This window comes from Paraburkholderia sp. BL9I2N2, from assembly GCF_004339745.1.
In the GTDB taxonomy this organism is placed as follows: domain Bacteria; phylum Pseudomonadota; class Gammaproteobacteria; order Burkholderiales; family Burkholderiaceae; genus Paraburkholderia.
This window is the reverse complement of the sequence record NZ_SMGP01000004.1, coordinates 811,044-837,363: the sequence shown is the minus strand read 5'-3', so window position 1 is coordinate 837,363 and position 26,320 is coordinate 811,044. Positions and strand designations below refer to the sequence as shown.

The following is a 26,320-nucleotide window of genomic DNA, read 5'->3' as shown; positions in this document are numbered from 1 at the left end:
GACGGCTTACTTCGGCTTGACCACTTCGAGCTGCTTGCCCGACGAACCGATCACGTCGTTCTTCCAGCGCGCCGTCCAGTCGGCTTTCTTCGCCATCACCTGATTCCAGTCCACCGGAATCAGCTTCACGCCCGCGATAGCCTGCTTGACCGCTTCGCCGTTCTTGCCGGTGAGCGGCACGTCGGTGCGGCCCGGAATACCGAAGATGTCCGGCACCTTCGCCTGCACTTCCTTCGACATCAGGTAGTCGATCAGCTTCTTGCCTTCAGCCTGGTTCGGGCCATTCTTGATCAGGCCGATCGCGTACGGCAGCTGGAACGTGGTCGGCTGGCCGCCTTCGTGTGCGAGGAAAATCGGCTTGAGCGACAGGCCGCCGTTGGCCGCGTCGTCCAGGTCCATTTGCAGGTCGCCGTTGGCGACCGCGATTTCGTTGCGCGAGAGCAGCACGTCGAGGTAGCCCGTACCCTTGGTGTGGAACTTGGCACTGTTTTCGAGCTTCTTCAGATAGTCGAACGCCTTGTCTTCACCCATCAGCGACGAGGTCAGGATGATCACGGCCATGCCGTCGCCCGCCGTGGCCGGGTTCGAGTAGGCGACCTTGCCGCTGAAGTCCGGGTGCAGCAGGTCGGCGAAGGTCTTCGGCTGGGTCTTGGTGACTTCCGGGTTGATCGCGAACGAGAAGTAGTTGTTCACGAAGGTCGCCCACGCGCCATTCGACGCCTTGGCGATCGCCGGCACGTTCTTGTAGTTGGCGCTCTGATAAGCCTGCAGCAGGCCGCTCTGGTCGGCTTGCTGGATGAACGGCGGCAGCGTGACGAGCACGTCGGCCTTAGGCTGATCCTTTTCGATGGTGGCGCGGTTCACCACTTCGCCGCTACCCGCCGTGACGATGTTGACCTTCACGCCTTCCTTCTTTTCGAAGGCCGGCAGCACATCCTTATAGAGGTTCTCGAGGCCGTCGGCGGTGTACAACACCACTGCGTCGGCCGCGTGCGCCTGCATGGCCGTGCCGCCGAATGCCGCCGCGGCGACCAGCGCCGGCAGCAGTTTGCGTACGAGGCCGGCCGTGGCGTGAAGGGAATTCGTCTTTGTCATGTCGCTTTCTCCGAAAGGCAAAAAACCAGACGGTCGGGAGATCCCGATACCTGTTGTGATTGAACGGCGGTAGCGCCGCGCCGCTTGCGTGTTGCCCGCATCAAGCTGTCGTGCAGCTTCATGCGGATTGCAGATTGCCAACAACTTTGCTGCCCTCTTGTCGCCTCTTTCCAGCCTGACTCACAGCCCAGCTACGACACCCGCGCTGCCGACCATGCCTGAATGGGCACGGCAAGGATCACAGGTTTCCATGACAACGCCATGACGATTCTGCAGAGTTCCAAAAAATGACACAATTCGCCAATAATATCCAAATCAATCTTTTCGTCGCCCGGCCTGGGCGGCGTTCGTTCAGATGATGACGGAGGCTGGTGTGACCCCTGGTGTGATCCCTGATGTGATCCTTGGAAACGACCCAATCCTGTTGACCCCGGGGCCGCTCACCACCTCCCCCCGGACGCGCGAAGCGATGCTGCGCGACTGGGGTTCGTGGGACGCCGCGTTCAACCGCATGACCCACAGCGTGTGCGCCGACCTCCTGAAGATCGTACATGGTGAAAATGACTATGTATGCGTACCGCTTCAAGGCAGTGGAACGTTCGCTGTGGAAGCGGCCCTCGGCACGCTGGTGCCGCGCCAAGGCTGTGTGCTGGTTCCGAACAACGGCGCGTATTGTGCCCGGCTGATCAAAATATTGCAGCGAATGGGCATCGCTTACATCGAATTGGCGTTGCGCGAGGACGAGCCGGTCGGCGCCGCCGCCATCGAAGACGCCTTCAATCTCGATTCGCGCATCAGCCACGTCGCGCAAGTGCATCTGGAAACGAGCGCCGGCCTGCTCAATCCGCTCGACGATATCGCCGCGGTATGTCAGCGGCACGGCAAGAGCCTGATCGTCGACGCCATGAGTTCGTTCGGCGCGTTGCCGATCGACCTGCGCCGTGGCGGCATCGACGCGCTGATCTCGGCGAGCGGCAAGTGCCTCGAAGGCGTACCCGGCATGGGTTTCGTGATTGTGCGGCGCAGCGTGCTGGAGGATAGCGAAGGCCGTTCGCCCTCGCTCGCGCTGGATCTGCACGATCAATACGTCTATATGCAGAAGACGACGCAGTGGCGCTTCACGCCGCCGACCCATGTGGTGGCCGCATTGCGCCAGGCACTCGACCAGTTCAACGCCGAAGGCGGCCAGCCCGCGCGCGGCGCGCGTTATACGCGCAACTGCGTGGCATTGGTCAGCGGAATGAAAGCGCTTGGCTTCGAGCCGTTTCTGAAGCCCGAGGTGCAGGCGCCGGTGATCGTCACCTTCCACGCGCCGCGCGATCCGGCGTGGCAATTCGCGGCGTTCTATGCCGCCGTGCGCGAAGCCGGCTACGTGCTGTATCCGGGCAAGCTGACGCAAGTGGAAACGTTTCGCGTGGGTTGCATCGGCGCGATCGATGCGAACGAACTTCACAACGCGGTGGCCGCGATCGGACGCACGCTCGAGCGGCTGGGCATCCGGGTGAAATAGTTCGGCAAGCCGGGGCGCGCTCAGGCGATCAGGATTTCCGGACCGTGCGCCGTGATCGCCTTGCCGAGCGCGCGCTCGGGAGCCAGCTCGGTCACCAGATAACGCGCCGACTCGATCCCGTTGATGCGCACCGGCGTCACGCGGCCGAACTTCGAATGATCGGCGACCACCACCACCATGTCCGCCGCGGCGATCATGCGACTGCGCACCTCGGCGGCCATGCGGCTGTAGTCGGTCAGATAGCCGTCCGGCGAAATCCCACCCGCGCCGATGAAGGCGAAGTCCGCGTGGTACTGCGTCAGCTGATGGACGGTATCGAGCCCGAAGGTGGCGTCTTCGATATCGGACAGCTCGCCGCCCAGCAGCGTGATGCGGTTGTCGTTGCGGCGGCCGAGCAGCAGCGCGATCCGCCAGTCGTTCGTGTACACCGACAGACGATGCCGGTCGAGCAAGGCCCGCGCCACCGCTTGCGTGGTGCTGCCCGAGTCGATGATCAGAGACGCGCCGTCCGGCACGAACTCGGCCGCGCGTTCGCCGATGGCGCGCTTCGCGCCGGCATTCGCGGCTTCGCGGGTATCGAGGTCGGGCTCGCGCCGGTCGCTCGACAGCGCACCGCCGTGAGTCGTGACCAGCAGGCCGCGCCCGGCCAGCGCGTTCAGGTCACGACGAATGGTCTCGCGCGACACGTTCAGTTCGCGCACCAGCTCCGCGACCGAGAGCGCGCCGGTTTTGGCGACTTGCGCCAGGATGTATTGGTGACGTTGTTCTGCGAGCATCGATGAAAGGCCGGAAACCGGCACGCTTGGGTTTCGCCACGGTTGGAGAAGGCCGGCGTATTGTATTACGCATGGCGCGGCGATGCTCCTCCTGGCGCGCTTACCTGCTAATCTGAACGCCCTGGCCGTGCGCGAAAGTCCTCCGATAGTTGTGGACGTCGCATGGCCCGTCAACCGAACTGCCGATGCCGCCACTGTTTCGCCGTCTACTGTTGCTGTTCCACGCGCTGCGCTACGGCGCGCGCCTGATCTGGCTTGCCGCGCCCGCAGACCACAAACTGCACTGGATGATCGAGATGGTCGGTCGTTTGCATACGGCCGAACGTAGCGGCAAGAGCCTGAGCGACGTGCTGCCGGCGCTCGGGCCACTCGCGGGTCGATTCGCGGAAACGCTCGTCGAACGGCCTGAGCTCGCGACCGGCACCTTGCACGACGCCATCGACGCGATCGATCACATGGAAGCCCCGCTGCCGCCGCACGAGTCCGAACAGGCACTCGCGCGCGCTTTCGGCAAGCCGCTCGCCACGCTCTTCAGCGCCGTGGATCTGGTGCCGGTGCGCGGCGGCTTCGCCGAACAGACGCATTTGGCGCGGCTGCTCGCGCCGGTGAACGGCCATTACGAGGTAGCGATCAAGCTGGTGCGCGCCGACCAGCTGCAACAGATTGGCGACGAACTCGCGCTGTTGCGCTGGGTCGCGCGCTGGCTGGAGAAGTTCTCCGGCACCGCGCGCCGCCTGCAACTGCGCACGCTGGCGCAAACCTTCACCGACGACATCCTGCGCCGCTTCGACCTGCGCGCCGAAGCCGCCAATCTCAGCCAGACCGGCCATCATTTCGACGGCGACAAGCGCATCGTCGTGCCGGACGTGATCTGGGACCTGTGCAACCCCTACACGCTGACGATGCAGCGCGTCAGCACCTTGCCGGCGAGCGACTTGCCAGGCCTCCACGCGCATCACATCAAGCTCGCGCCGCTTGCCGCGCATATCGTCGAAGTCGTCACCGAGCAGGCGTTCGAGCACGGCTTCTTTCACGCCACGCTCGACGCCCGCCGCGTGCGCGTGAGTATCGAACCGGACACGCTGGGGCGCCTCGTGCTGGCGGAATTCTCGATCATGTCGAGTCTCTCGACCGACGAGCGCGAGTTCTTCGTGCACGGCGCGACCGCGCTGTTCGACCAGGACTACGGGCGGCTCGCCGAAATGCATCGCGATGCCGGGCACGTGCCGCACGACACGCGCGCCGAGGTGCTCGAAGCCGAACTGCGCACGCGCGCCGAAGCGCATTTCGCGGCCGAGCCGGAAGACCGTTCGGCGGGCTCGCTGCTTCATCATCTGCTGCACGCGGTGCATCCGTTCGAGGGCGCGGTGCCCGGACGGCTCGCGACCGCGCAGCGCTCGTTTCATCAAGCCGAAATGCTGGCGCGCGCGCTGCATCCGGGCGTCGACACATGGAGTATCACCCGCGGCGTGCTGGCGGATATCGCGCGGCGCGACGTCGATCACCGCGGCTGGATCAAACGGATCGGGCGCGAACTGCCGCATCTCGCGCATATGCTGCCGCGTGTGCCGCAACTGGCGGTTCGCTATCTGCAACACGAGCATGATCGCGCGCGCACGCCGCAGCAGAATGCGCAACTGATGGCGGAGATTGGCCGCGAATACCGGCGCACGCGCGTGCTGCTGTGGGCGTGTGCCGTGTGTGGCGGCGTGCTCGGCGCAGGAACGGTGCTGCTGATGTGGTGATGGCGTCGGCGCGCCGTGCAAACCGCACCGCTTCGACGCGCCCCACCGATTGCAGCTTCGAACAAGACGCGCGTCGCGTATCCCGACAAGATAGCGTTTTTTCACGCAACTCTCTCCGATGCTCGCTTCTCTCATCGCCGCTGTTTTCGTCGTGTTGTGGTCGACCGGTTTCGTGGTCGCCCGCGCGATCACGCCCTACGCGGATCCCAACCTCTTCCTGCTGGCGCGCTTCGGCGGCACGGCGTTGATATTCGCGCTGGCGGCGCTGATTGCACGTGCCACGTGGCCGAGTGGCCGCGATTTGGGCAAACATCTGGTGGCGGGCGCGCTGCTGCAAGGCGTCTATCTTGGCGCCGGTTACTGGGCCGTTGCCCAGGGCCTGAGCGCCGGTGTAATGGCTTTGCTCGGCGCGCTGCAACCGCTTGCGACGGCCGCGGTCGCGGCGCCGCTGTTCGGCGAGCGGCTCTCGCGGCGCGGCTGGACCGGCATGGCACTCGGCCTCGCCGGCGTCGTGCTGGTGCTCGAACCGAAGCTGACCGCGGCCACCGCGTCGACGCCGCACGGCAGCGCGCCCGCGTGGCTGGTCGTGCTGATCTCGATCGCCGCGATCGGCGCGATTACAGCGGGCACGTTGTTTCAGAAGACTTCGCTGGCCAAGGCCGATATTCGCAGCGCGAGCGCGGTGCAGAACTTCGGCGCCGCGCTAGTTGCGGGCGTGCTTGCGCTGGCGCTCGGTGAACATCGCTGGATTGCGTCGCCCGCGTTGTGGGGATCGCTCGCGTGGGGGATCGTGATGCTCTCCGGCGTCAGCGTCACATTGCTGGTGTGGATGGTCAGGCGCGGCGACGCGGCGCGCGCGACCGCGCTGATGTTTCTCGCTCCGCCGCTTGCCGCGCTTCAGGGGTATGTGGGGTTCGGTGAGACGCTGGTGCCGTTGCAGATCGCCGGGTTTGTCGTTGCGTTGCTGGGGGTGTTGCTGGCGCGCTCGTGATGGGTGGCGCGCTCGTGGTGACCCGCACGGCTTGATGAGCGGCGCGCTCGCGAGCAGCCGCCCGGTCTTGTGAGCGGCGCGCTCGCGACGAACCACGCAAATTAGATTAACGACGCGCTCGCGATAAACGGCGCGCTCGCGCCAAGCAACCCGCTCGCGGCGAACCGCGCCGACGCGAATCAATCCGCCGTGTCCGCTCCGGCCGGTACTTTGGCGCGCGCTTTGCCGCCGGGCGCGGACGCCCACGCCGGGCGGCTCTTGCGCGCCGAATCCACCACGGCGATATAACGCCCGGCCCACGGCGTCACCTGTCGATCGCTTTTCAACACCCACAGCGATTTACCCGACTCGACGAGCGCCTCATATTCGGCATCGAGAATGCCGTAGTGATCGATAAACGAATTGAGCGACGCGGGAATGCGCACGCAACCCTTCGAATGACGAATGCCGAGCAGTGATTCCAGGCGGTCGGGGTCGGTGGCGTGCATCTGGAAGCGCATCTGCGACATGCCGCCCTTGCCCCAGCCGCGCTCGCCCTGGGCCCAGCCGAGGTCGTAGATCCGCATGTCACGCTTGCCGTAGCCGCGGATATGGTTTTCGTTCTGCGTGCCTTCCGAACGGAAATCCATATTGGCCGGCGTATGTTCGAACACGCCGAGCGGCGTGATGAAATGGTCGTACTCGCCCGGCCGCCCCGTCGAAACTGGCGATGCGCCGATCATCTGCCAGGTGTCGGCCGGCGCGGCGCGAAAATAGATGAAGAGCGCCTGCACGTTGGCGTTGCGATCGACCAGCACGACGTACTCGCCCGACAGATCGCCGAGCATGTGCGCGCCGAGCGCGGCTTGCAGCCGATTGGCATAGGCTCGCTGATCCGCCGCAGGCACTTTCAGCTTGCGCGTGACGTTCTGCGCGAACACGTCCCGCAGCACGAACGCGCGACGCGGATCGACCACGCCGGCGGCATCGGGCATCGCGACAGCCGACGCATTGACGGCGGGCGCTGGACGGTTCGCTGGCTTTGGCGCCGATGCAGCAACGGGTGCTGAGGCCGCGATCGCCGCACCGCATGACAACATGCAAAAAGCGGCACTCAACGCACCCGTCAAACGGCGCAAGGAAGACATAGTGCGCGCGATGCTCCGCACGGAAAGTCGATACGACATACACGACACGTCGCGCGGACGATTGACCGGCGCGAAAGTGAGACGGTCCAGTACAGGCTGGCCAGGCCGGTTGCGGTGGTTCATCGCGTGTTTGAGCAAACCTGATTATTATTGACTGCTCGCCGGCTCATGCGGCGCTCTCGGAACGAGGATGTTACTAAGCACATTGCGATCTGTCGATGAACATTGGACGATTCATTGATATCGCCTCAACAACCGGGCACCTTTGCCGATCAACGCGGCAAATGAAAAGCGGCGCCAAGGTAAATTGAACCCACGCCGGTAACGGTTCGACATTTGCGCGAGCGCGCAAGGAGCAAAGAGGAATCATGACGCAACAGGATCCAGTCGTACGCCAGGCAAGCATCTCTGAAGAAATGCACATCAGCGCCGAGTTCGACGCTGCACATGAAATCGAGCGCCGGGTCGCTTTTCTCGCGAACTATCTACGCAGCAGCGGCCTGAAAACGTATGTGCTCGGGATCAGCGGCGGCGTCGATTCGACGACTACCGGCCGGCTTGCGCAACTCGCGGTCGAACGGTTGCGCGCCGAACATTACGACGCGCACTTCGTTGCAATACGTCTGCCTTACGGTGAACAGAAAGACGAAGCCGACGCGCAACAGGCCTTGCGCTTTATTCGCGCGGACGAAAATCTCGCCATCGATATCAAGCCCGCGGCCGATGCCATGCTCGCCGCGCTGGACCATAGCGGCGTGCTATACAAGGACGAATCGCAACAGGACTTCGTGCACGGCAATATCAAGGCGCGGCAGCGCATGATCGCGCAATACGCGGTGGCCGGTGCGCGGGCCGGCGTGGTCATCGGTACGGATCATGCGGCGGAGTCGGTAATGGGCTTCTTCACGAAGTTCGGCGACGGTGGCGCCGATGTGCTGCCGCTCGCCGGGCTCAACAAGCGTCGCGTGCGCGCCGTGGCCAAAGCGCTGGGCGCACCGGAAGCATTAGCGCACAAGGTGCCGACCGCGGACCTCGAAATGTTGCGTCCGCAACGGCCCGATGAGGATGCCTACGGCATTCCCTACGATGCCATCGATGATTTTCTGGAGCGCAAACCCGTGAGCGATGCCGCACGCGCGACCATCTTGCGTTTTTACGAAGTCACGCGTCACAAGCGGGCGTTGCCGTACACGCCGTTCGATTGGCCGGTGCAGGCAAGCGGAGATTGACGAAGAGATGGGTGCGCAAATGATGCGCCAAGGTCGGCGCGTCGGCGATGCGCCAGCTTAGGCGCGCTCTTGTCACGCGCCGCATCCAGGGTGAATCGACAACAGCGTCAGGTTACTGAGCCGCCGGCGGTTCGTCGGTGAAGAGATCGGCGCTGGCCTCCAGCGTCTGGCCGCCCAACTGCTTGCCGTGAATTTGCCGCGCGATCACTTCGCCCACATAGGGCACCTCGGCGTCCAGCTCGACCGTGGCGTACGCGCTGGGCTTGCCGGCGTCGACCACCTCGATGTTTTTCGCGTAATGCCCAAGTTCGTGCTTGAGAAATTCCCGCACTTCCTGCTCGCTGCACGATTCCGCGATATTGCGCACGATCAGGTTCATGCGGCCTACCCTCTGCGCGCGTTGCGGCCTGTGCCGCGATCCGCGGACTGCACGCGCACGGGGCGCAATGCGGCACGCTGTTTCGCCTGCGCGGCAGCGAGCTGGCGGATCAATGCAGCGCCAGCGGCGCCCAAAGCGGCTAATGACAAATAGAAGGCGATCATTTAATTCTCCCCTGCGAATTTCGTCCTGTACTCAGGATAGCCACAATCGACAATAAAAGCGACGCAACACAGTGTCGTCAAAAAACGGACTTAAATATCTCCGTTAATGCACTGTACCTGAATAAGCGGCGTCAAAAATAGCAAAACAGCTGTTCATTTCCCGCTACAGGCCCGGCAAACGCGTCGAACGCGGACGCTGAACGCGAAAACCGGGCCGCGACATGCATCGCCACGGCATCCTGCGGGGACCTGCGCAAAAGGCGGACTGGTCGTCGCGATCAGTCTGCCGTTTGCACGTTGGCCGAACTCACCCACCATGCGTTCTTGCCCTGCGGCAGCTGAACCAGCACCGCGGACGGATCGTCGACGCCATCGTCGGCGACTTCGCATACCGCAAGACCGTCGGGCAGACGCTTCACCTCGCCGGCCGACTGAAACAGCGCAACACGTTGCGCACTCAACGGCCGCAGTTGGCGGTACACGTCGAAGCTGATGGCCGCGGGCACATCGCCGCGGATCTTCAGCGTGTCGGCCTGGCCGCAGCGTACAGGCTCCGCGGCGAACACGGCGGTGCTGCCGAACAGGCAGCCGATGGAAAGCGCCATGGCGGCAAAACGTGAATGGATCATGATGATTCTCCGAAAACTAGTTGGGGCCACGGCCTGCGAGTTGCAAGCCGCGCGACTGAATAGATGCGAATGAACGAAGCAGGCCACAGACGAGGCAGCCGGCTTCATGGCGGGTTGTCGCGTCCGGCTCCGTGGCCGTTGTCGCCACCGGTGGCCACGTCGAGCCGGCTTATGTTGCAAGACGTTTGACCGAAGCCCGAATAAACCACCGACCAGTTGCCGACGATCGCGGCTTGCGCTTCGGCGAGACTCAGCTTGCCTTCGCACACGCAGCGCTTGAGCATGACCGCCGCGCGGGCCTTGCGGCGCTCGCCCTGGTGGCCCGCCCACGGCAGAAGATCGAGATTGGCGGGAGCGTCCGGCGAACCGCCGAGCACGATGGGCACACGCCGGTCGAGCGCGAAGGCAGCGCCGCTGTCCGCGTCGATGCCGCGCGCGGCGAGCATGCGGTCTTTGTGCGCCATCAGTGCGTCGAACGGCGGCGCAACCGTATCCGCGTAACCAGGGCGGCAAATCGTGTCCCCCACCGATTGCTGCGTCACACGTTCGTCGAGCATGCCGACGTCTTGCGCGCGGGCGTCGCCCATGCGCAACGCGAGCAGCGCCGTAAAGCCGAGCGCGAGCGCAAAGCGCCTATTGCCGACGGGACGCGCAACGCCGCACCGGCGCGCGAGCGCTGGCGGAGTCGTGTCATACGTACTGCTGGTCGGGTCGCTGGAATGGTCGGCGCGACGCCTGTCTGCAATGCCTGCGTTCATTCTTCGGCGCGCCGGGAGCGGCACGCAATAGTTCAATTCGCAGACCAATTAAAACACATTCAATATGCTTAAGTAAAAAAGCCTGCCTATGCGCGCCGCGCGCATAGGCCGCATTCGGCGGATTTCACAGGCTGCGGGAACCGGCGACGCCACCACTCGCGCGTCGCCGATCCCAATCCCCGCTGGCGCCCACTGTCCACTGACCCCGCGACGCCAGGCATTCCACACGCGTCACGGCTGCAACGCGACGCGTCAATGCGCCGTTACTTCGGCACACGAGCCTGCAGAGCGCGGATACGGAGCAGCGCCTGCGTGTTGGACACCGTCGTGTCGTACATCTTCGCGAGATCGGCCTTCAGCGCGGTGCGCGACCCGCCGTCGAGATAGACCATATGCCCCGACGGATAAAAGCGCGCCGACAGGTTCTGCCGGACCTGCTGACTGAGCAGCGGCATCTGCTGCAGATCGAGCACGGTCTGATAAAACGGCGTCACGAAATCGAAGAAGCCGTTCGCCGACAGCACCTTCAGATCGGGATTGAGCGCCATCACGGCGGCCAGGTCGCCGGCTGTGTACAGAATGACGTTGCCCTTCGAATCGACGCCCTTCTGCGCGCCGGTCGGATCGATGTGACTGAAGTCCCAGTACTTGAAGGCCTGGTCGTTCAGATCCGTGAACGACGAGTTCGACGTGTACTTCAACTGCTCGTTCAGATAGACGTTCCACATCGTCGTGTAGACGCCGGTGACCGCCGTCATGGTCGGGTCGTTGCCGCCGGAATTCGGGTCGATCTTGCCGGCAATGCCCGTGCCGATCGCCGTAACGCGGCCGTCGTACTCGCCGAGCGCGAGACCTTTGGATTTCAGCAGCGTGGTCAGGAAGAGCGAATTGCCCCGGCTGTCGTACGACGCGATATCCAGACTCCACGCAAGCAAGGTCGTCTTGTCGATGCCGGTGTATTCGCTGAGCTTTTCGACCGTTGCCGTGTCGGTGGTCGGGAATTTACGCAGCGCGGCCAGATAGTCGGTGCGCGCGAACTGCGCCACTTCTTCGGCGAACGTGCCGAGATCGGTGGGCCGCGGCGCGATGCCGAGCTTCTTGTGATACCACGCGTCCGCGGCCGCCGTGGGCAGTGCGCCGACCGGATTGCCGGCCTGCGTGTAATCGAGAATCGACGATTGCAGCGTAATGCCGTTCAAATCCACACCGTCTTCGTGCAAGCGGTACGCCAGCACGCAACTGCGCGCCGTGCCATACGACTCGCCGAACAGGTACTTCGGCGAATTCCAGCGGTTGTTCCTGGTCAGGAAGCGCTTGATGAACTGCTTGATCGAATCCGCGTCCTGGTCGACGCCCCAGAAGTCGCGGTTCTTCTTCGGCGCGATCGCCGCCGAGTAGCCGGTGCCGACCGGGTTGATGAAGACGAGGTCGCTCTTGTCGAGCAGGCTGTCCGGATTGTCTTCCATCGAATACGGCGCGGGCGGCGTGAAGCTCGGCATCGACGTCTTGATGCGACGCGGCGCGAACGAGCCCAGCAGCACGAACACCGACGACGACCCAGGGCCGCCGTTATAGAAGAAAGTCACCGGCCGCGCTTCTTCCTTCTGGTTGTCCTGCGTGAACGCCACGTAGAACATCCGGGCTTCCGGCTGTGAACTGCTCGGGTCGACGATGACGAGGTGGCCCGCCGTCGCCGTGTAGTTGATCTTGTGTCCGCCGATGGTGACCGAGTGATGCGTGATCGCGGCACTTTCATCGGTTGCCGTAACGGAATCGTCCGGCCCATTGCCGTAGGCGACCGGATCGAAGAACGGCTGGTCGCCGGCTTTGTGCGGCGCGCTGGCGGGCGCGGGCGTGCCCGCTGGTGCGCCAGAAGCATGGGAATTGTGCGACGGCTGCGGACTAACAGAAGCTGACTCGGTATTCGTCATGATCGCTCCATGGGTTCGTTCACGTCTTCGTTCACGTCTTTATGTCGCCCCAAAGGACTTCCTTCGGGGCGTGTCCTGCAGACTATAGTGCGGCCGCCACCTTCTGACCATTGGGACTGCCGAGCCCCGTGCAGGCATCCCATCCCGCGGATGCCGCGAAACTGCCGTTGTTGCCTTGCGTGATGTCGTTGCACGCGCCGCTCGCCTTGTACAGCTTGGGGTTGATGAAGCCGGCCGGCTGCCCCTTCGCCGCATTGATGCGCGCGATCAGCGCGGCCCACAGCGGCGCGACCGCGCTGGTGCCGCCGACCACAGTCTGCGTACCGTCGATCAATACACTGTAGCCGGTCACGGGCGATGCGTCGCCCGCCACGTCCGGCACGCCCGCGCCCGCCGAGCGCCTTCTTGCCGCCGCTCGTCGAGGTGGCGGACAGGCCCTTCTGCCACACGGGCACCGGGAAGGCCTGGCTCACGCCGCCGCCGGTCGCACCACCCTGCGCGCCGTCGTTCCACACCGCCTCGTGCGAGATCGAAGTGCCCGACGCAGTGAGGCTCGTGCCGCCGCAGGCCAGCACATACGGGCTCGATGCCGGGAAGTCGACCTGGTCGCCGCTGCCCGCGCCGTCGCTCGAGCCGCTGTCGCCCGACGCAGCGCAGACCGTCACGCCAAGGGTCGCCGCCGACTGCAGCACGCTGTTGAAGGCTTGCAACGACTGGCTGGTCCAGTTCGACTCCGGGCCGCCCCAACTGATCGAAATCACCGACGGCTTGTTGGTCGTGTCGTGCACCGCGCGGCTCACCGCGTCGATGAAACCGGCGTCGCTGTTCTGCGTGAAATACACCGCGATCGTCGCGCCGGGCGCGATCGCGCCGACGATTTCGATGTCGAGCGTGACTTCGCCGTCCGGCCCGTTCGGGTCGCCCGTCGGCTGGTTGCTGCCCTGGTCGACGCCGACCGATTTCACCTTGGGCGATGCGACGCCGAGGCTCGCGAAGTAGGATTTGAGATCGCTGGTGTTATAGCCGCCGCCCAGTTCGATGATGCCGACGCACTGACCGCCCCCGTCACCTTGCGGAAAGTGGTAGAGCGATGCAAGTTGCGGCGGCGTGAACGAAACCTGATGACCGCGGGCCGGCTGGAACGGCGGCCGGATGCGAAAGTGCGGACGCGCCTGCGGGCGGTCGTCGAGGCCGAGCACGGCTTGCACTACGCCGTGCAGATCGTCGGGCACGCTGATCGTGCCGGTGCGGCCGCGGAACTGGCCGGTCGAGTGATGTTCGTAGTGTTCCAGCTTGACGGCGAACGCGTCCTGGAACTGGGCAATCGTGCCGCTCAGCAGCACCGTGCGCGCGGCCGGATCTTCACGCACCACTGTCAGGCCGTGTGCGGTGGCGAAGGCCTTGACCTTGGCGATGTCGTCGGGCGCGGCGCCGTAATCTTTGGCGAGCGTCTCGCGCGACAGCGGCTTGACGCTGGGGTCGCCGGCTTCGATCTTGCTCATCAGCGCGTCGAACTGCGCCTGCTGCTGACGGCGCAACATGACGAATACTTCGATGCGCTCCGCCGGATCGCATTGCCCTACGACTTTCGAACCCTGTTCCACTGTGCGTTCGCTGCCAGGCAGCGGGTGCTTATTGACCATGGTGTCGATTCTCCGGTTAGCGTGGCAGCGCGCTCCACGGGGTGGACGCGGCACGCCACGCGCCTGCACAACCTCATTGCCTAAGGCCGGCGGCAAGTTTGCTGATCAAGGACGTCAAACCGTCCGACCAATCCATTCAAACACAGTTCCGGCGCGCGCGGCAGTTGTCCGAATGGCTAACGTCGTGTCGCGTCGATGCGCATCCTGCATCGCTCGCGCTATGATGCTGCAGCGGCAATCCAGCCGCTACGTTGCCTCGCGCGCCATCCGCGCGCACGATCAAAAGAATCAGAGGAAGCCCCATGTCAATTTCGATGTATCAAGCATCACTGCCCGTGTTGATCCGCGGCCTGACGAACCTGCAGGTCATTCTGGGCAAAGCCGAGGCGCACGCCGCCGCGAAGCAGATCGAGCCGTCGGTGTTCACCACCGGCAGGCTCGCGCCGGACATGCTGCCGCTGACGCGCCAGGTCTATATCGCCAGCGACACCGCGAAGGGCTGCGCCGCGCGTCTGGCCGGCGTCGAAGCGCCGAAGTACGAAGATGTCGAACAGACTTTTGAAGAATTGATTGGCCGCCTTAAAAAGACGATCGAGTATCTGAAGGAATTCAATGCGAAGCAGATCGACGGCTCGGAAGAACGCGCGATCACGCTGAAGATGCGCACGGGCCCGGTCGAGTTCACGGGCCAGTCGTATCTGCTCGGTTTCGTGCTGCCGAACTTCTATTTTCACGTCACGACGGCGTACGACATTCTGCGTCACAACGGCGTCGAACTCGGCAAGCTCGACTATCTCGGCGGCATCAAGTAAAGGGCGTGCCTGCGTGGCTTTGACGGTTGCGCAGATAAGGCAATGAGCGCTCACAGAAAGATGCATGCTGGGGTGCGCAAAGACCCACGCCCCGGCCAGCTCAAACGCGCGGCTGGAATGCGATGATCGCCATGCCGGCCAGCGTAAAGGCCACGCCGGCGGCGTCCCACAGCGTGGGCCGCACCTTGTCGACGCACCATAGCCAGGCAATCGCCACCGCCACATACACACCGCCGTAAGCCGCATATACGCGGCCTGCGGCGGTGCCGTGCAAGGTCAGGAGCCAGGCGAACAGCGCGAGGCTGAGCGCGCCCGGCACCAGCAGCCAGATCGAACCGCCCTCTTTCAACCACCGCCACGGCAAATAGCAACCGACGATTTCAGCAATGGCGGTCACGGCATAAAGCAGAAAAGTTTTCATTGAGAGTGAAAGCGAGTGATTGCGATGCCACGACTAAGCTGTGGCTCTCTATTGGCTTTATTAACACAATCACTTTGCGTGCGGGCATGGCGCATGCGAGAGTCCTAGCATTTACTTTAATTGCCATTCGCCATGAGCATCGCGTCACCCTGCATCGACATCTGCAAGTTCGACAGCAAAACCGGCTTCTGCATCGGCTGCCTGCGCACGCGCGACGAATGCAAAAGCTGGAAGAAGATGAAAGACAAGCACCGCAAGAAAATCATCGAGGACCGCTCGCGGCGTGAGCACAAGCTGAGCAAGTAGGCGGCCCCTCTTGTGCGGTTGGGCGCGTGGCGGTCCGATAACGCGCCACGTAATACCCAGCCAGAGTCAGTCCAGCGAGAGCCGCAGCGCGAAGCCGATCAGCGCCGCCGAGAAGGTCCAGCGCTGCAGCGCTTGCGCGAGCGGATGGGCCCGCATCCAGACGGCAATCCGCGCGGCGCCGATCGCGTACATCACGTCGAAACAGGCGCCGATAGCGAGCAGCACCAGACCGAGTTCGACCATCTGCAAGGCTACCGGCCCCGCCTCCGGGCGCACGAATTGCGGCAGCAACACCGAGCAGAACAGCAACGCTTTCGGGTTCAGCAGGTTGGTCAGCAGGCCTTTGACAAAGGCGGCCCGCAGCGGGCGTGACTCGATGCTCGCCGCAGCACCCGCAGGGGTCGCCGCTGTCGTGCCGTCAGGCAGCGCAAACACCGGCGAACGAAAAATCTGAATGCCCACCCATGCGAGATAAACCGCGCCGCCGTAGCGCACCACGTCGTACAGCCAGGGCGCGCTGCGCAACAGCGCGGCCACCCCGCATGCCGAGAGCGTGACGTGCGTCGCGCGCGCGAGACCGAGGCCGCCGGCGGCCGCGAAACCACTGCGCACGCCGCGTCCGATACTGGTTTGCAGCACCAGCGCCATATCCGGTCCGGGCACGGCATAGACGACGAAAAGCGCTGCGATATACACGGCCAGCAAGTGTGCGGAAATCATGAAATTCTCCTGTTTTCAAGGCTCTATCTTGCTATCGCCGGCGGAGGGTTTGCTGGCGAATTACCGGCCTCGTGACTTCATGTTTGGAGGAATGCGCTAACATTACGGCTTAAGACCATGCTTTCCTCCAATCCGCCATCAGCACCTGAGCTATGACAACCGACCTCGATAAAACAGACCGCGCGATCCTCGCCGCGCTGCAGAAAGATGGCCGCATGTCGAACGCGCGGCTGGCCGAAACGGTCGGCCTGAGCGAAACGCCCTGCGCGCGCCGCCTCAAGCGTCTCGAAAACGACGGCTATATCGACCAGTACCGCGCGATGCTGTCACGCTCCGCGCTCGGCTTCGGCGTGGTGGCGTTTGTCTACGTGCGGTTTGCCGTGCACGACCGCGCGGTGGCGACGCGCTTCGAGCGCGAGGTGCAGGCCATTGCGCGAATCCTCGCGTGTCACAACGTGTCGGGCAGTGCCGATTACATCCTGCAGGTGGTGGCACGCGACCTCGACGACTACGGCACGTTCATGCGCGACGAGATGCGCAGCCTGCCTGGCGTGACATCGGTGGAATCGGCGCTATCGTTGCGCGAAATTAAGGCTAATGGCGGCCTGCCGCTGTCCTGAACGCGAACATGGCATAGTCACGCCTTTGAAAACGGCGCGAGCCGACCAGACGAATACGGAGTTCTCATGGATCACGAACAGGCGCGAGCCGAAGAAACCGCGGCGATGCAGCGCGTATTGACCGCGACGCAGCGGGTGCAGTCGGCGTTCGCGTCGCTGCAATCGCAATTCCCGCCGGCCGGCAGCGGCAAGCCTTCGCAGTTCGCGCTGCAAACATTCGACGCCGCGCTGCAGGAACTCGAAGACGCGCAAGCCGCGTTCGACGAACTGCTTGGCGATCTGCTCGACGGCAATCGTTAAGACGCCTCGAAGCGCGCTCTGCCCGTGTAGCGACGGCGAAGCGCGCCCGAAGTTCGGCTCCATACGCTGGGCACGCTCGCTTGTACCAGCGAGTCACGAACACGCGCTGCAACCGCATCCTGCTTTTGCAAGCGCAGTCGCCGGATCAGACCGAGTTGCACATGGAACCCGGCCCGCGATATCAGCCGCAACCGCTCCGCGCCAGCGACGAAAAACACACCATTCATTTGCCTTTCTTTTCTGTCGAAACTGAAAGACAAGACGCCTCCAGCAACTACAACGTGGCCTAGCCCACGCCCCACAAAAGAATATTTGCTTCGTTTAACGAAGCATGTTGACTTCCGCTTGCCGGAGTGCCTAAAATTCGCCGTCTTCACAAACGGGGCCCATGCCTTGGACATCAGCAGTAGTCGACTTTCGAACAGCTTCACTGCCTGACCGGCCCGACGCCCGCGCTCTCTTTTCTTAGCCGCCGTCTTGCCAGCAGGCAGACGGTGCGCGCCGCAGTAACTCTCTCCGTGCACCTTGATTAGCGCCATCCGGCCGCGCCGTGCTTGCGCACGTGCGTCTTACCGAATGGCATCGCGTTGCGAGCCTCGGCTCGCAACAGCGTTCGCTCGCGCCGTTTCGATTCGCTCGAAACGGCGCGGCCGGGCGCGTGGACAAACACGTGCGTACTGAACGCCGATAAGGAGCCGCCATGGACAGTGACAGTTATCCCATATGCCGCTTAGGTGCCGCTCAGTCACGACCGGGCAGGCACGCAAAGCTTTATTTGCCTAAGGAAAGCGAGTAGACGTCCTTTCGCCGTGCGCCCGATGCGCCGCGCTCCGTGTCTGCTGGCTTTCCGCAATCCGCGTCAAGCCATACGCCCGGAGAAATAACATGTACTTCGCTATCCTCGTACCGACCCTGCAGCAAACCCACACCCACAGCGACGCCGCTCTCGCACTGCACGGCATCAAGCCGCACTGGCTCGCCGCATCCTGGGAACGCCTCAAGGCGCTCGCGTCGCGCCGCGCTCCGCAACCCGCTCCACATCCCGTTTCGCACACCGCTTCGTAACTACGCACGCCCAGCTCAGCGCGCCTTCGCGATCCGCCCGCGCCGCCGTCGTCCGACCGCGCACACCCCGCGAATCCCGAAGGCGCCCCGCTCAATCCAATCAAACCTACTCAGGCGGCCAGCATGTCCACTCCAATCAACGTCTCACCACCGCGCAGCGCCGTTCTCGACGACGCGCACCTCGGCGACATCAAAGGCGCGCTCGGCACCATCGCCCATCACGACACGGGTGCGCGCAACAGCTGGTGGGCCCGCGTGCGCACGCTGCTTGCGATTCTCGGGCCCGGCCTCATCGTGATGGTCGGCGATAACGATGCCGGCGCCTTCGGCACCTACACGCAAGCGGGACAGAACTACGGCACGACCCTGTTGTGGACCATGCTGCTGCTCGTGCCCGTGCTGTTCGTCAATCAGGAAATGGTGCTGCGTCTGGGCGCCGTGACCGGCGTCGGTCACGCACGGCTGATCTTCGAGCGCTTCGGCAAGTTCTGGGGCGCCTTCAGCGTCGTGGATCTGTTCATCCTGAACGCGCTCACGATCGTGACCGAGTTCATCGGCATTACGTTCGTGCTTCAGTTCTTCGGCATTTCGAAAGTGGCCGGCGTTTGCATCGCGGCGGCGGTAACGATGGCCGCGGTCAGCACGGGCAACTTCCGGCGCTTCGAACGCTTCGCCGTGGTGCTGTGTCTGATGAGCCTGTTGCTGGTGCCCGTGCTGGTGTCGATTCATCCGCCGGCCGGCCAGATGGCGCACGACTTTCTGATTCCGGGCTGGCCCGCCCACTCGAAACTAAGCGACGTGATGCTGCTCGTGATCGGCATTGTCGGCACCACCGTCGCGCCGTGGCAGTTGTTTTTCCAGCAGAGCTACATCGTCGACAAGCGCATCACGCCGCGCTTCATGAAGTACGAAAAAGCCGACCTGTGGATCGGTATCGTCTTCGTGATGATCGGCGCCGTGGCCATGATCTCGTTCTGCGCGGCGCTCTACGCGGGCAAACCGGAGTCCGGCAATTTCACCGACGCCGGCGGCGTGATCGCCGACCTCGAAAGATATGCCGGCCGTACGCCCGCCGTACTCTTCGCCGTGGCGCTGCTCGACGCATGCATCATCGGCGCGGCGGCGGTGTCGCTGTCCACCGCCTACGCGATCGGCGACGTCTTCAAGATTCGCCACTCGCTGCATCGCGGCGTGTCGGACGCGAAGGGCTTCTACCTCGTCTATTTCGGCATCGTGGCGGCCGCGGCGACGCTCGTGCTGATTCCGGGCAGCCCGCTCGGCCTTCTGACGGAAGCAGTGCAAACGCTCGCCGGCGTGCTGCTGCCGAGCGCGACCGTGTTTCTGCTGCTGTTGTGCAACGACCGCGCGGTCCTCGGACCGTGGGTCAACTCGAAGAAGCTCAACGTCTTTACAGGCGCAGTGGTCTGGGTGCTCGTCATGCTATCCATCATTCTCACGGCATCGGTGATGTATCCGGACATCACGGGCGAAGCGATTCTTGAAGTGCTCTCAGGCGGCACATTGATGGCCGTGGCAGGCTATGCGGCCACCGTCGTGGTCCGCAAGCTGCGGCGGGAATCAGAAAACTCCGCGGCTCACGAAAGCGAGTTCAGGTTGTCGAAGGAAACACGCGCAAACTGGCGCATGCCACCTCTGGACGAACTGCCGGCGCCGCAATTGACGATGTCCAAGCGTGTCTGGATGGGCGTGTTGCGCGGCTATCTGATCGTGGCGGTCGCGCTGGTGATCGTGAAGGTCGTGCAGATGACACTGCTGCATTGAATCGATAGCGCCCAGCCGCAGCGCGCTCCCGCGAGCGGCGGCCAGAACGCCTCGTTCAATGCGTATCCGTTTCGATGACCGGCTCGCAGAGAATCGGAAAGTTGACCGAGTTCGCGATATAGCACTTCTCGTGCGCCACGTGATGCAGGTGCGCGGCGAGTTCGACATCGCCGCCCGCGCGAATCACGACATGCGGACGCAGAACGATCTGGGAAAAACGGCCTTGCTTCGGATCGTCGAGCATGGTGCCTTCGGCGTTGTCGCGATACGCGGTCACTGCGATGCCGGCATCCGCGCATAGATGCAGATACCAGAGTTTGTGGCAGGCGCTGGCCGAGGCGACCAGCAGATCTTCCGGATTCCAGCGCCCGGCGTCGCCGAGAAAGGCCGCATCCGATGAGCCTGGAATCTCGGGCTTGTTGCCCGCGGCAATCACATGCTCGCGCCCGTAGTCGCGATAACCGGAAGTGCCGCTTCCGCGATTGCCGGTCCACTGCACCGAGACCTTGTATTTGTGCTCGCCGTACGCCATGCCCATCTCCTTGCCGTCGAACCGGATCCGCTTGCCGAGGCGTGCATTTTATACGCGGCCATCACGCGATGGACGCGCGCAGCTTGCTGACTAATTCCGCGCCGGCATGCCCTTGCCGGCGAGATTCGGCACGCGTGGGTCCGGATTCATGTTCAGGCTCGTGCCGTTTGCCCGCATGGTGTTGAGCGCGGGACCGGCCCCCGCGCCGCCCATCGTGCCGACGCCCGGTGTCGGACTCGTGCCGGCTCCCGTCCCCAGCCCCGCACCCGCCGCGGCACCCATGTTATTGATCCCGCTGGACTGCACGCCATTCATGCCACCCGCGCCGGCATTGCCCGGCAGGCCGACCGACTGCCCATATGCCGCCGCGGCGACACCCATCACGAGTGCCGACGCCACGATACTGCCCTTTACGATCTTCATAGCCCACTCCGTTACATCGTCGAATTGCGCGGCCGCGGTGTCCGCATTGCCGGCCGCTCAAATAGTATGACGACGCCCGACCCGCTTCGTTCACCGCCGCCAGATCAGAACTCGGCGAACGATGCGCGATAATCGACGGCTTTCTTCACAGACTGCACCGATGACACAACCCGCCTTCGCCCCCTTTCAGGATCTGGCCCGAACTCTCCTGCCGCACGCTTACGACGACAACGGCGACGGTTCGCACGACACCTCGCATCTGCAACGCGTCTGGAAAAACGCCGCGGCCATTCAGGCGGAAGAAGGCGGCGATGCGCAGGTGCTGTTCGCCGCCACGTTGCTGCACGATTGCGTCGCAGTCGAAAAAAACTCGCCGCTGCGCGCGCAGGCGTCGCGCCTGTCGGCGGAAAAAGCGGCACGCGTGCTGGCCTCGCTCGGCTGGCCGCGAGCGCAAGTCGAGGCCACGGCGCACGCGATCGAGGCGCACAGTTTTTCAGCCGCCGTCACGCCGACCACGCTCGAAGCGAAAACGCTGCAGGACGCCGACCGGCTCGACGCGCTCGGCATGCTGGGCGTGGCGCGCTGCTTCTACGTCGCAGGGCGGATGGGGCGCGCCTTGTACGATCCGGCTGATCCGCACGCAACGCGGCGTCCATTGGATGACACGCGCTACACGCTCGACCATTTCCACACCAAGCTGCTGAAACTCTCGGCGGGTTTTCAAACGACGACCGGCGCGCGTCTGGCGAGCCTGCGCCATGACCGCCTGCAACGTTTCCTCGACGAATTCAGCGACGAAATCTGAACGTGTAACCGGACGGGCGAAGTTGTACAAATCCTTACAAAGGAGCACGCGACCCGTGTCCACCGGGCGCGCTTTCGCGGCGTTATTGCAAGCACCTACCCGCGGAGTCCGCCATGAACACGAACCTCACTACCAGCCAAGCGCAACGCAGCCGTATTCATCCGCTGGTTGCCGGCGCGGCTGTCGCCGTCATCCTGGCGAGCGCAACCGGCATCGCCGCGATGACCGGCCTGCTGCCGACTTCGCACGCCGTCACCGAACCGGCGCTGCCGGTCACGGCGGCGGCGCCGCAGATCGCCAGCGCGCCGATCGCGGCGCCGCAACCGGCTCCGGTTCAGCAGACCGCGCAGCAAGCCGCCCCTGCCCGGCCGCCGGTTCATCACCCGCGCCGCGCAAACCCGGTGGCCGCGCCGAACTACGCAAACAATCAGGGCTACCAGGCACCTTATGACGCCGCGACACCGCGGCCGGTCGCCGCCGATCCGTACGCGGGCGAAGTCGTCGCCATCAATACGGTGCAGGCGCCCGAGCCGACCACGGGGCTCGGCGCGCTGGGCGGAGCGGTGGCGGGCGGGCTGGTCGGCAATCAGATCGGCGGCGGCCGCGGCAAGATTCTCACGACGATTGCGGGCGCGGTCGGCGGCGGACTCGCCGGTAACGGCATCGAGCACGCGGTGCGCAAGCAGACCACTTACGAAGTCCAGGTCCGCATGCAGGACGGCAGCTATCGCAACTTCAGCTACCCGACGCAACCGGCCGTGCAGATCGGCGAACGCGTTCACGTCTCCGGCGATTCGCTTAGCGCTTCGTGAACATGCGAGCGGTCCCCAAAAAGGAATAAGACGGCTCCCTCGCGCGTTATGATCAATCGTTACGCCAGAACGGCTGATCGCGCACGATGGAGCACGCCTACATCCACCTCCTGCATCTATTAGCCGGTCATCCCGGCTGGACGCTGACGGTCGTCTTCCTGGCGGCCTTTCTGGAGTCTCTCGCCGTCATCGGCACTTTCGTTCCGGGCAGCACCGCGATGTTCCTCGCCGGCGCGCTGGTCGGCACCGGCTCGCTGAGCCTGGGCTGGGCACTGGTGTGGGCGATCGCGGGCGCCATCGCCGGCGACGGCATGAGCTTCTGGATCGGCAGCCGCTACAAGCACCGGATCGTCCAGTTCTGGCCGTTCCGCAAACATCCCGAACTGCTCGAGGCAGGTCACCGCTTCTTCCGCAAACATGGCGCGAAGAGCGTCGTGCTGGCGCGCTTCATCGGCCCCTTGCGGGCAATCGTGCCGGTGGTGGCGGGCATGCTGGGCATGTCGCCGCTGCGCTTCTACGCGATGAACGTGCTGTCCGCGCTGATCTGGGCGCCCGCCCATATCCTGCCGGGCATGATATTCGGCGCCTCGGTGCTGCTGGCCGGCGCGGTGTCGTTCCGGCTCGTCGTGATCATCGCGCTGCTGGTGGGGATCGTCTGGCTGAGCTTTCGCGCCGCGCGTTTTCTGCTCTCGCATGCCAATGCATGGTCGGGCGCGGCGGGCCGCCAGCTCGGGAGTTGGGCGTGCCGGCATCCGGGGCCGTTCGGCCGTTTCGCGCGCAGGATGCTCGACCCCAGCACACCCGACGCCAGCAGCATCCTGCTGACGTCGCTGGTCGTGCTCGTGTCGGGCGCGCTTTTTTTCGGCGTGCTCGACGACGTCATCAGCGGCGATCCGCTGACGCAAGTGGATCTCTCCGTCTATCACTTCCTGCAATCGGTACGCACGCCCTGGAGCGACACCGTGCTTGCGGGACTCTCGACGCTCGGCAGCAGCTTCACGCTCGCGGCGCTGGTGGTGACGGTCGCGATGTGGATGCTGCTCGAGCGGCGCTGGCGCACCATCGGCTACTGGCTGGCGGCTGTGGTGTTTTCCCAATTGCTGATCTTCGCGCTGCAGTTCGCGATGCGCCGCGCGCCGCCCAATGAGCTGATGGCCGGCTCCTATGTGTTTCCGAGCAATCACGTCGCCGCGACCGTCATCGTGTACGGCTTTCTCGCGTTTCTGCTGGCGCGCCGGGTCGGCCGGCTTGAGGGCGTGCTGGTGGCGGCCGCGAGTGCGATCGTGGTGATCGTGGTCGCGCTCGCGGGACTGTACTTCGGCAGGTACTGGGTGTCCGATGCGATCGGCGGTGCCGCGCTCGCGTACATCTGGGTGGCGATCGTTGCGTTGACAGCGATGTGGCGGCACCCGGAAGCACCCCCTGAACGCGCGTTCATGCCCGTCGTGGTGCTGGCGGTCGTGCTGGTCAGCGTGGGCGTGCAGATCGGCTTCAACATGCCCACCCCGCCGCCGGATAGCGCGCTGCGTCCGTCGCCCGTGCTGGTTACGCAATCGGAATGGACACTGTCCCTGTGGAAGCGCCTGCCGTGCTACCGCTCGGATATGGGCGGCGACCGCAAGGAGCCGCTCACGCTGCAGTGGGTCTCGAACCTCGATTCGATCCGCGGACAGTTGCGCGCTCAAGGGTGGGTCGAGGGCACGGACGTCTCGGCGCACAGCCTGCTCTCGCTGGCCTCGCCCAACGTGGCCGCGGTGTCGCTGCCGGTCTTGCCGAAACTCAACAACGGCGTGCCGTCCTCGGTGGTCTTCATGCGTCCGGGCGACTCGCGCGACGAACGCGATGTGCTGCGTTTCTGGCCCAGCGGTTACGCGGTGGGCAACGGCACGTCCATCACGCCGCTATGGGTCGGCGCTTTCGCGCACGAACGGCTGTCCCGGCCGTCTTGGCCCATCAACATTCTGCGGGTCGACAGGGAGATGACCTCGTTCGATGCGCACGAGAAGTCGAGTGCGGGCCTGGGCGCGGCGCTCGTCGCCCGGGTCAGTTGCCATGGCGTGCCGGTGTCCTTGCTCGCCTCGCCGATGGAGTGAGCGCGTTCGCTGCTCCCGCGAAGAAATCCTTCTGCACTCAATCAGTTATCTCGCTTGGCCAGGACTTGTCCACAGGGTTGCGAACATTTTCTGTGGATAAGGTCTGCGCACGCGGCGGACCTGGACGATCCGCCGTCGGACCCATCGCCGGCGACGGATCAGGCTTGCGCCCGCTCATTGCCATCCGCCGTTCGGCAGGCGGCCGTGATATGGCGTGTCGCGGCAATGGCCCCACGGGCCCAGCCAGTAGCCGGGAGGGCAAGCGTAGGTCGAGACCGGCGGCGCTGCATAGATCACCGGACGCGGCGCGACATAGACCGGCGGCGCGTAATGGCAATGGCCCCAGGTACCGCGCCAGCCGTTCGGACCGCAGCCCTGGGCCGCGTGAGCGGTATTCACCACAAGAGCGGACGCGGCCATGACGGCGACGGCCAATGCCGAACGAAGTGTTGACATGATGATTCTCCTTCACCCTGGTTGTTTTTGATAAGCGTCGTTTTCGTGTGCTGCAGGACGCATGATCGGCTTCAAGAGTTAGGTGAAAGTGAGCACTCGGACGACGCTCGTCCGCGGGTCGATCGGCATCGACGTCGAGGTGATTGGCCCGGCGAACGAATGACATTGGCTCCCAATCATCTCCACTTGACTCGCGCTGAAAATTTAGGCAATATCTTTCCACTGTAAACATATCGGTATTTGGCTTCGCATGGCCGTCATGCGTAGTCCGCGTTACGCGAAACGCACGGCCGGCTGCCATCACGCGAACCTCCCCCAACTCTGGAGTCCACGATGAATCTCTTGCTGAGCTTTGCCCCGTTTCTAGCCTTTGCGGTGATCGAACGCCTTGCCGGCGCGCAGGCGGGACTGCTTGCCGGTGCGCTCGTCGCCGCCGCGCTGCTGGTGCGCGATCTCGTAAGCCCGGCTCGCCACATCAAGCTGCTGGAAGCCTGCACCGTCCTGCTATTTGGGGCACTGGCCATCTATGCGCTGACCAGTGACGTGCACTGGTCAATCGCCGCAGTACGGCTACGTGTCGATGCAGGGCTTGCGCTGATCGTGCTGGCGTCGATCGCATTGCGGCGGCCATTCACGCTGCAATACGCACGCGAGACCGTCGATCGCGAGCAGTGGAACAGCGAGCGTTTCATCCACGTCAACTATGTGATCAGCGCCGCCTGGGGGCTCGCGTTCGGCATGCTGGTGCTCGCGGACATCGCGATGGTTTATGCGCCGGCGCTGCCCCATTCGGTGGGCGTGATGGCGACCGTGGCCGCGCTGGTCGCCGCGGTCAAGTTTACGTCGTGGTATCCGGAACAGCACGCGGCCGGGCAGGCATCGCGCTAGCAATGGCGTTTGGCGGCCCTGCGCTTCACCATCGCAGGGCTCGGAACATCGACTAATTTCACGCTAATTCACGAGGCTCACGATGACTCTATCCCGCACGGAAAGACCCCTTCGGCTCTCCGCAGATGCGGTTCGATCATCACGAGGATTAGCATCATGGACACGCAAACCGCCCTTTCCACCCAGTCCGACGACACCGCCAACGCAACCGCTGACGCAGCCGGCGCAGCGCTGGAGCCGCCGCCATCGAACGAAGATCTGCTGCCGTTCTATCTGCTCGCCATGGCCGGCGCTTATTGACGACGACA

At 64.1% G+C, this 26,320-nt stretch carries 29 protein-coding genes and 1 pseudogene; 15 read left to right on the top strand and 15 right to left on the bottom strand.

What is annotated here, in order from left to right:
• Positions 1–6: 6 nt before the first annotated feature.
• A complete protein-coding gene (gene phnS / locus B0G74_RS40210; RefSeq protein WP_132382705.1) occupies positions 7–1,095 on the bottom strand; it encodes a 2-aminoethylphosphonate ABC transporter substrate-binding protein in 1,089 nt (362 codons plus the stop codon).
• Positions 1,096–1,495: 400 nt separating this feature from the next.
• Between phnS and B0G74_RS40205 the strand changes: the two genes are divergently transcribed.
• Complete coding sequence (locus tag B0G74_RS40205) at positions 1,496–2,605, top strand: 2-aminoethylphosphonate--pyruvate transaminase (RefSeq protein WP_165924040.1); 1,110 nt, start codon at positions 1,496–1,498, stop codon at positions 2,603–2,605.
• A gap of 20 nt (positions 2,606–2,625) precedes the next feature.
• On the opposite strand, the gene B0G74_RS40200 is transcribed toward B0G74_RS40205, so the two are convergent.
• On the bottom strand, positions 2,626–3,381 hold the full coding sequence (locus tag B0G74_RS40200) for a DeoR/GlpR family DNA-binding transcription regulator (RefSeq protein WP_132382701.1): 756 nt from the start codon (positions 3,379–3,381) through the stop codon (positions 2,626–2,628).
• A gap of 185 nt (positions 3,382–3,566) precedes the next feature.
• On the opposite strand from B0G74_RS40200, the gene B0G74_RS40195 reads away from it, so the two are divergent.
• Complete coding sequence (locus B0G74_RS40195; protein ID WP_132382699.1) at positions 3,567–5,126, top strand: AarF/UbiB family protein; 1,560 nt, start codon at positions 3,567–3,569, stop codon at positions 5,124–5,126.
• A 118-nt stretch (positions 5,127–5,244) separates the two neighbouring features.
• Positions 5,245–6,117 carry a DMT family transporter gene (locus B0G74_RS40190; RefSeq protein ID WP_132382697.1) on the top strand — a complete coding sequence of 291 codons (873 nt, stop codon included), beginning with the start codon at positions 5,245–5,247 and terminating at the stop codon, positions 6,115–6,117.
• Positions 6,118–6,296: 179 nt separating this feature from the next.
• Here B0G74_RS40190 and B0G74_RS40185 read toward each other — a convergent pair whose 3' ends face one another.
• Positions 6,297–7,367 (bottom strand): L,D-transpeptidase, encoded by a 1,071-nt coding sequence (locus tag B0G74_RS40185; protein ID WP_132382695.1) that lies wholly within the window; start codon positions 7,365–7,367, stop codon positions 6,297–6,299.
• 245 nt (positions 7,368–7,612) lie between these two features.
• Here B0G74_RS40185 and nadE point away from each other — a divergent pair, with 245 nt between their 5' ends.
• A complete protein-coding gene (gene nadE, locus B0G74_RS40180; protein ID WP_132382693.1) occupies positions 7,613–8,473 on the top strand; it encodes an ammonia-dependent NAD(+) synthetase in 861 nt (286 codons plus the stop codon).
• 112 nt (positions 8,474–8,585) lie between these two features.
• Here nadE and B0G74_RS40175 read toward each other — a convergent pair whose 3' ends face one another.
• The 6 genes and pseudogenes from B0G74_RS40175 to B0G74_RS40155 form a co-directional block, all read right to left on the bottom strand.
• Entirely contained in the window at positions 8,586–8,852 is a 267-nt protein-coding gene (locus B0G74_RS40175) for an RNA-binding protein (RefSeq protein ID WP_106286333.1), read from the bottom strand.
• Between the two features lie 5 nt (positions 8,853–8,857).
• Positions 8,858–9,016 carry a hypothetical protein gene (locus B0G74_RS46075; RefSeq protein WP_165924025.1) on the bottom strand — a complete coding sequence of 53 codons (159 nt, stop codon included), beginning with the start codon at positions 9,014–9,016 and terminating at the stop codon, positions 8,858–8,860.
• Positions 9,017–9,294: 278 nt separating this feature from the next.
• Positions 9,295–9,645, bottom strand: coding sequence for a hypothetical protein (locus B0G74_RS40170; protein WP_132382691.1), 351 nt, complete (start codon positions 9,643–9,645; stop codon positions 9,295–9,297).
• 104 nt (positions 9,646–9,749) lie between these two features.
• Positions 9,750–10,403, bottom strand: coding sequence for a hypothetical protein (locus B0G74_RS40165; protein WP_132382689.1), 654 nt, complete (start codon positions 10,401–10,403; stop codon positions 9,750–9,752).
• Positions 10,404–10,666: 263 nt separating this feature from the next.
• Positions 10,667–12,334 carry a peptidase S1 gene (locus tag B0G74_RS40160; protein ID WP_132382687.1) on the bottom strand — a complete coding sequence of 556 codons (1,668 nt, stop codon included), beginning with the start codon at positions 12,332–12,334 and terminating at the stop codon, positions 10,667–10,669.
• A gap of 82 nt (positions 12,335–12,416) precedes the next feature.
• A pseudogene (locus B0G74_RS40155) lies at positions 12,417–13,977 on the bottom strand (S53 family peptidase).
• 302 nt (positions 13,978–14,279) lie between these two features.
• Here B0G74_RS40155 and B0G74_RS40150 point away from each other — a divergent pair.
• On the top strand, positions 14,280–14,789 hold the full coding sequence (locus tag B0G74_RS40150) for a DUF1993 domain-containing protein (RefSeq protein ID WP_132382685.1): 510 nt from the start codon (positions 14,280–14,282) through the stop codon (positions 14,787–14,789).
• A gap of 100 nt (positions 14,790–14,889) precedes the next feature.
• Here B0G74_RS40150 and B0G74_RS40145 read toward each other — a convergent pair whose 3' ends face one another.
• Entirely contained in the window at positions 14,890–15,210 is a 321-nt protein-coding gene (locus B0G74_RS40145) for a YnfA family protein (protein WP_116121219.1), read from the bottom strand.
• A 132-nt stretch (positions 15,211–15,342) separates the two neighbouring features.
• On the opposite strand from B0G74_RS40145, the gene B0G74_RS40140 reads away from it, so the two are divergent.
• Positions 15,343–15,516: a DUF1289 domain-containing protein gene (locus tag B0G74_RS40140; protein WP_132382683.1), complete on the top strand. Its 174-nt coding sequence runs from the start codon at positions 15,343–15,345 to the stop codon at positions 15,514–15,516.
• A gap of 66 nt (positions 15,517–15,582) precedes the next feature.
• Here B0G74_RS40140 and B0G74_RS40135 read toward each other — a convergent pair whose 3' ends face one another.
• On the bottom strand, positions 15,583–16,236 hold the full coding sequence (locus tag B0G74_RS40135) for a LysE family translocator (protein WP_132382681.1): 654 nt from the start codon (positions 16,234–16,236) through the stop codon (positions 15,583–15,585).
• A gap of 152 nt (positions 16,237–16,388) precedes the next feature.
• Between B0G74_RS40135 and B0G74_RS40130 the strand changes: the two genes are divergently transcribed.
• Positions 16,389–16,856: an Lrp/AsnC family transcriptional regulator gene (locus B0G74_RS40130; protein ID WP_132382679.1), complete on the top strand. Its 468-nt coding sequence runs from the start codon at positions 16,389–16,391 to the stop codon at positions 16,854–16,856.
• Positions 16,857–16,922: 66 nt separating this feature from the next.
• Positions 16,923–17,156 carry a hypothetical protein gene (locus B0G74_RS40125; protein ID WP_012426650.1) on the top strand — a complete coding sequence of 78 codons (234 nt, stop codon included), beginning with the start codon at positions 16,923–16,925 and terminating at the stop codon, positions 17,154–17,156.
• Here B0G74_RS40125 and B0G74_RS40120 read toward each other — a convergent pair.
• Positions 17,153–17,695, bottom strand: a complete 543-nt coding sequence (locus tag B0G74_RS40120) for a hypothetical protein (protein WP_132382677.1) — start codon at positions 17,693–17,695, stop codon at positions 17,153–17,155. The genes B0G74_RS40125 and B0G74_RS40120 overlap by 4 nt on opposite strands.
• A gap of 346 nt (positions 17,696–18,041) precedes the next feature.
• Between B0G74_RS40120 and B0G74_RS40115 the strand changes: the two genes are divergently transcribed.
• A complete protein-coding gene (locus tag B0G74_RS40115) occupies positions 18,042–18,221 on the top strand; it encodes a hypothetical protein (protein WP_132382675.1) in 180 nt (59 codons plus the stop codon).
• A 123-nt stretch (positions 18,222–18,344) separates the two neighbouring features.
• Positions 18,345–20,003, top strand: a complete 1,659-nt coding sequence (locus B0G74_RS40110) for an NRAMP family divalent metal transporter (protein WP_132382673.1) — start codon at positions 18,345–18,347, stop codon at positions 20,001–20,003.
• A 55-nt stretch (positions 20,004–20,058) separates the two neighbouring features.
• Here B0G74_RS40110 and B0G74_RS40105 read toward each other — a convergent pair whose 3' ends face one another.
• Together B0G74_RS40105 and B0G74_RS40100 are read right to left on the bottom strand one after the other, a co-directional pair.
• Entirely contained in the window at positions 20,059–20,535 is a 477-nt protein-coding gene (locus B0G74_RS40105; RefSeq protein WP_132382671.1) for an OsmC family protein, read from the bottom strand.
• A gap of 90 nt (positions 20,536–20,625) precedes the next feature.
• Positions 20,626–20,958: a hypothetical protein gene (locus B0G74_RS40100; RefSeq protein WP_132382669.1), complete on the bottom strand. Its 333-nt coding sequence runs from the start codon at positions 20,956–20,958 to the stop codon at positions 20,626–20,628.
• 160 nt (positions 20,959–21,118) lie between these two features.
• Between B0G74_RS40100 and B0G74_RS40095 the strand changes: the two genes are divergently transcribed.
• From B0G74_RS40095 to B0G74_RS40085, 3 genes are all read left to right on the top strand, one after another.
• Positions 21,119–21,763 carry an HD domain-containing protein gene (locus B0G74_RS40095; RefSeq protein ID WP_132382667.1) on the top strand — a complete coding sequence of 215 codons (645 nt, stop codon included), beginning with the start codon at positions 21,119–21,121 and terminating at the stop codon, positions 21,761–21,763.
• Positions 21,764–21,876: 113 nt separating this feature from the next.
• Complete coding sequence (locus tag B0G74_RS40090; protein WP_132382665.1) at positions 21,877–22,575, top strand: glycine zipper 2TM domain-containing protein; 699 nt, start codon at positions 21,877–21,879, stop codon at positions 22,573–22,575.
• A gap of 86 nt (positions 22,576–22,661) precedes the next feature.
• Positions 22,662–24,668: a bifunctional DedA family/phosphatase PAP2 family protein gene (locus B0G74_RS40085; RefSeq protein WP_132382663.1), complete on the top strand. Its 2,007-nt coding sequence runs from the start codon at positions 22,662–22,664 to the stop codon at positions 24,666–24,668.
• Positions 24,669–24,842: 174 nt separating this feature from the next.
• Here B0G74_RS40085 and B0G74_RS40080 read toward each other — a convergent pair whose 3' ends face one another.
• Positions 24,843–25,124, bottom strand: a complete 282-nt coding sequence (locus tag B0G74_RS40080) for a hypothetical protein (RefSeq protein WP_207915791.1) — start codon at positions 25,122–25,124, stop codon at positions 24,843–24,845.
• A gap of 333 nt (positions 25,125–25,457) precedes the next feature.
• Between B0G74_RS40080 and B0G74_RS40075 the strand changes: the two genes are divergently transcribed.
• A complete protein-coding gene (locus tag B0G74_RS40075; protein WP_132382661.1) occupies positions 25,458–26,012 on the top strand; it encodes a hypothetical protein in 555 nt (184 codons plus the stop codon).
• A gap of 156 nt (positions 26,013–26,168) precedes the next feature.
• Entirely contained in the window at positions 26,169–26,312 is a 144-nt protein-coding gene (locus tag B0G74_RS46070) for a hypothetical protein (RefSeq protein WP_165924024.1), read from the top strand.
• Positions 26,313–26,320: the final 8 nt, after the last annotated feature.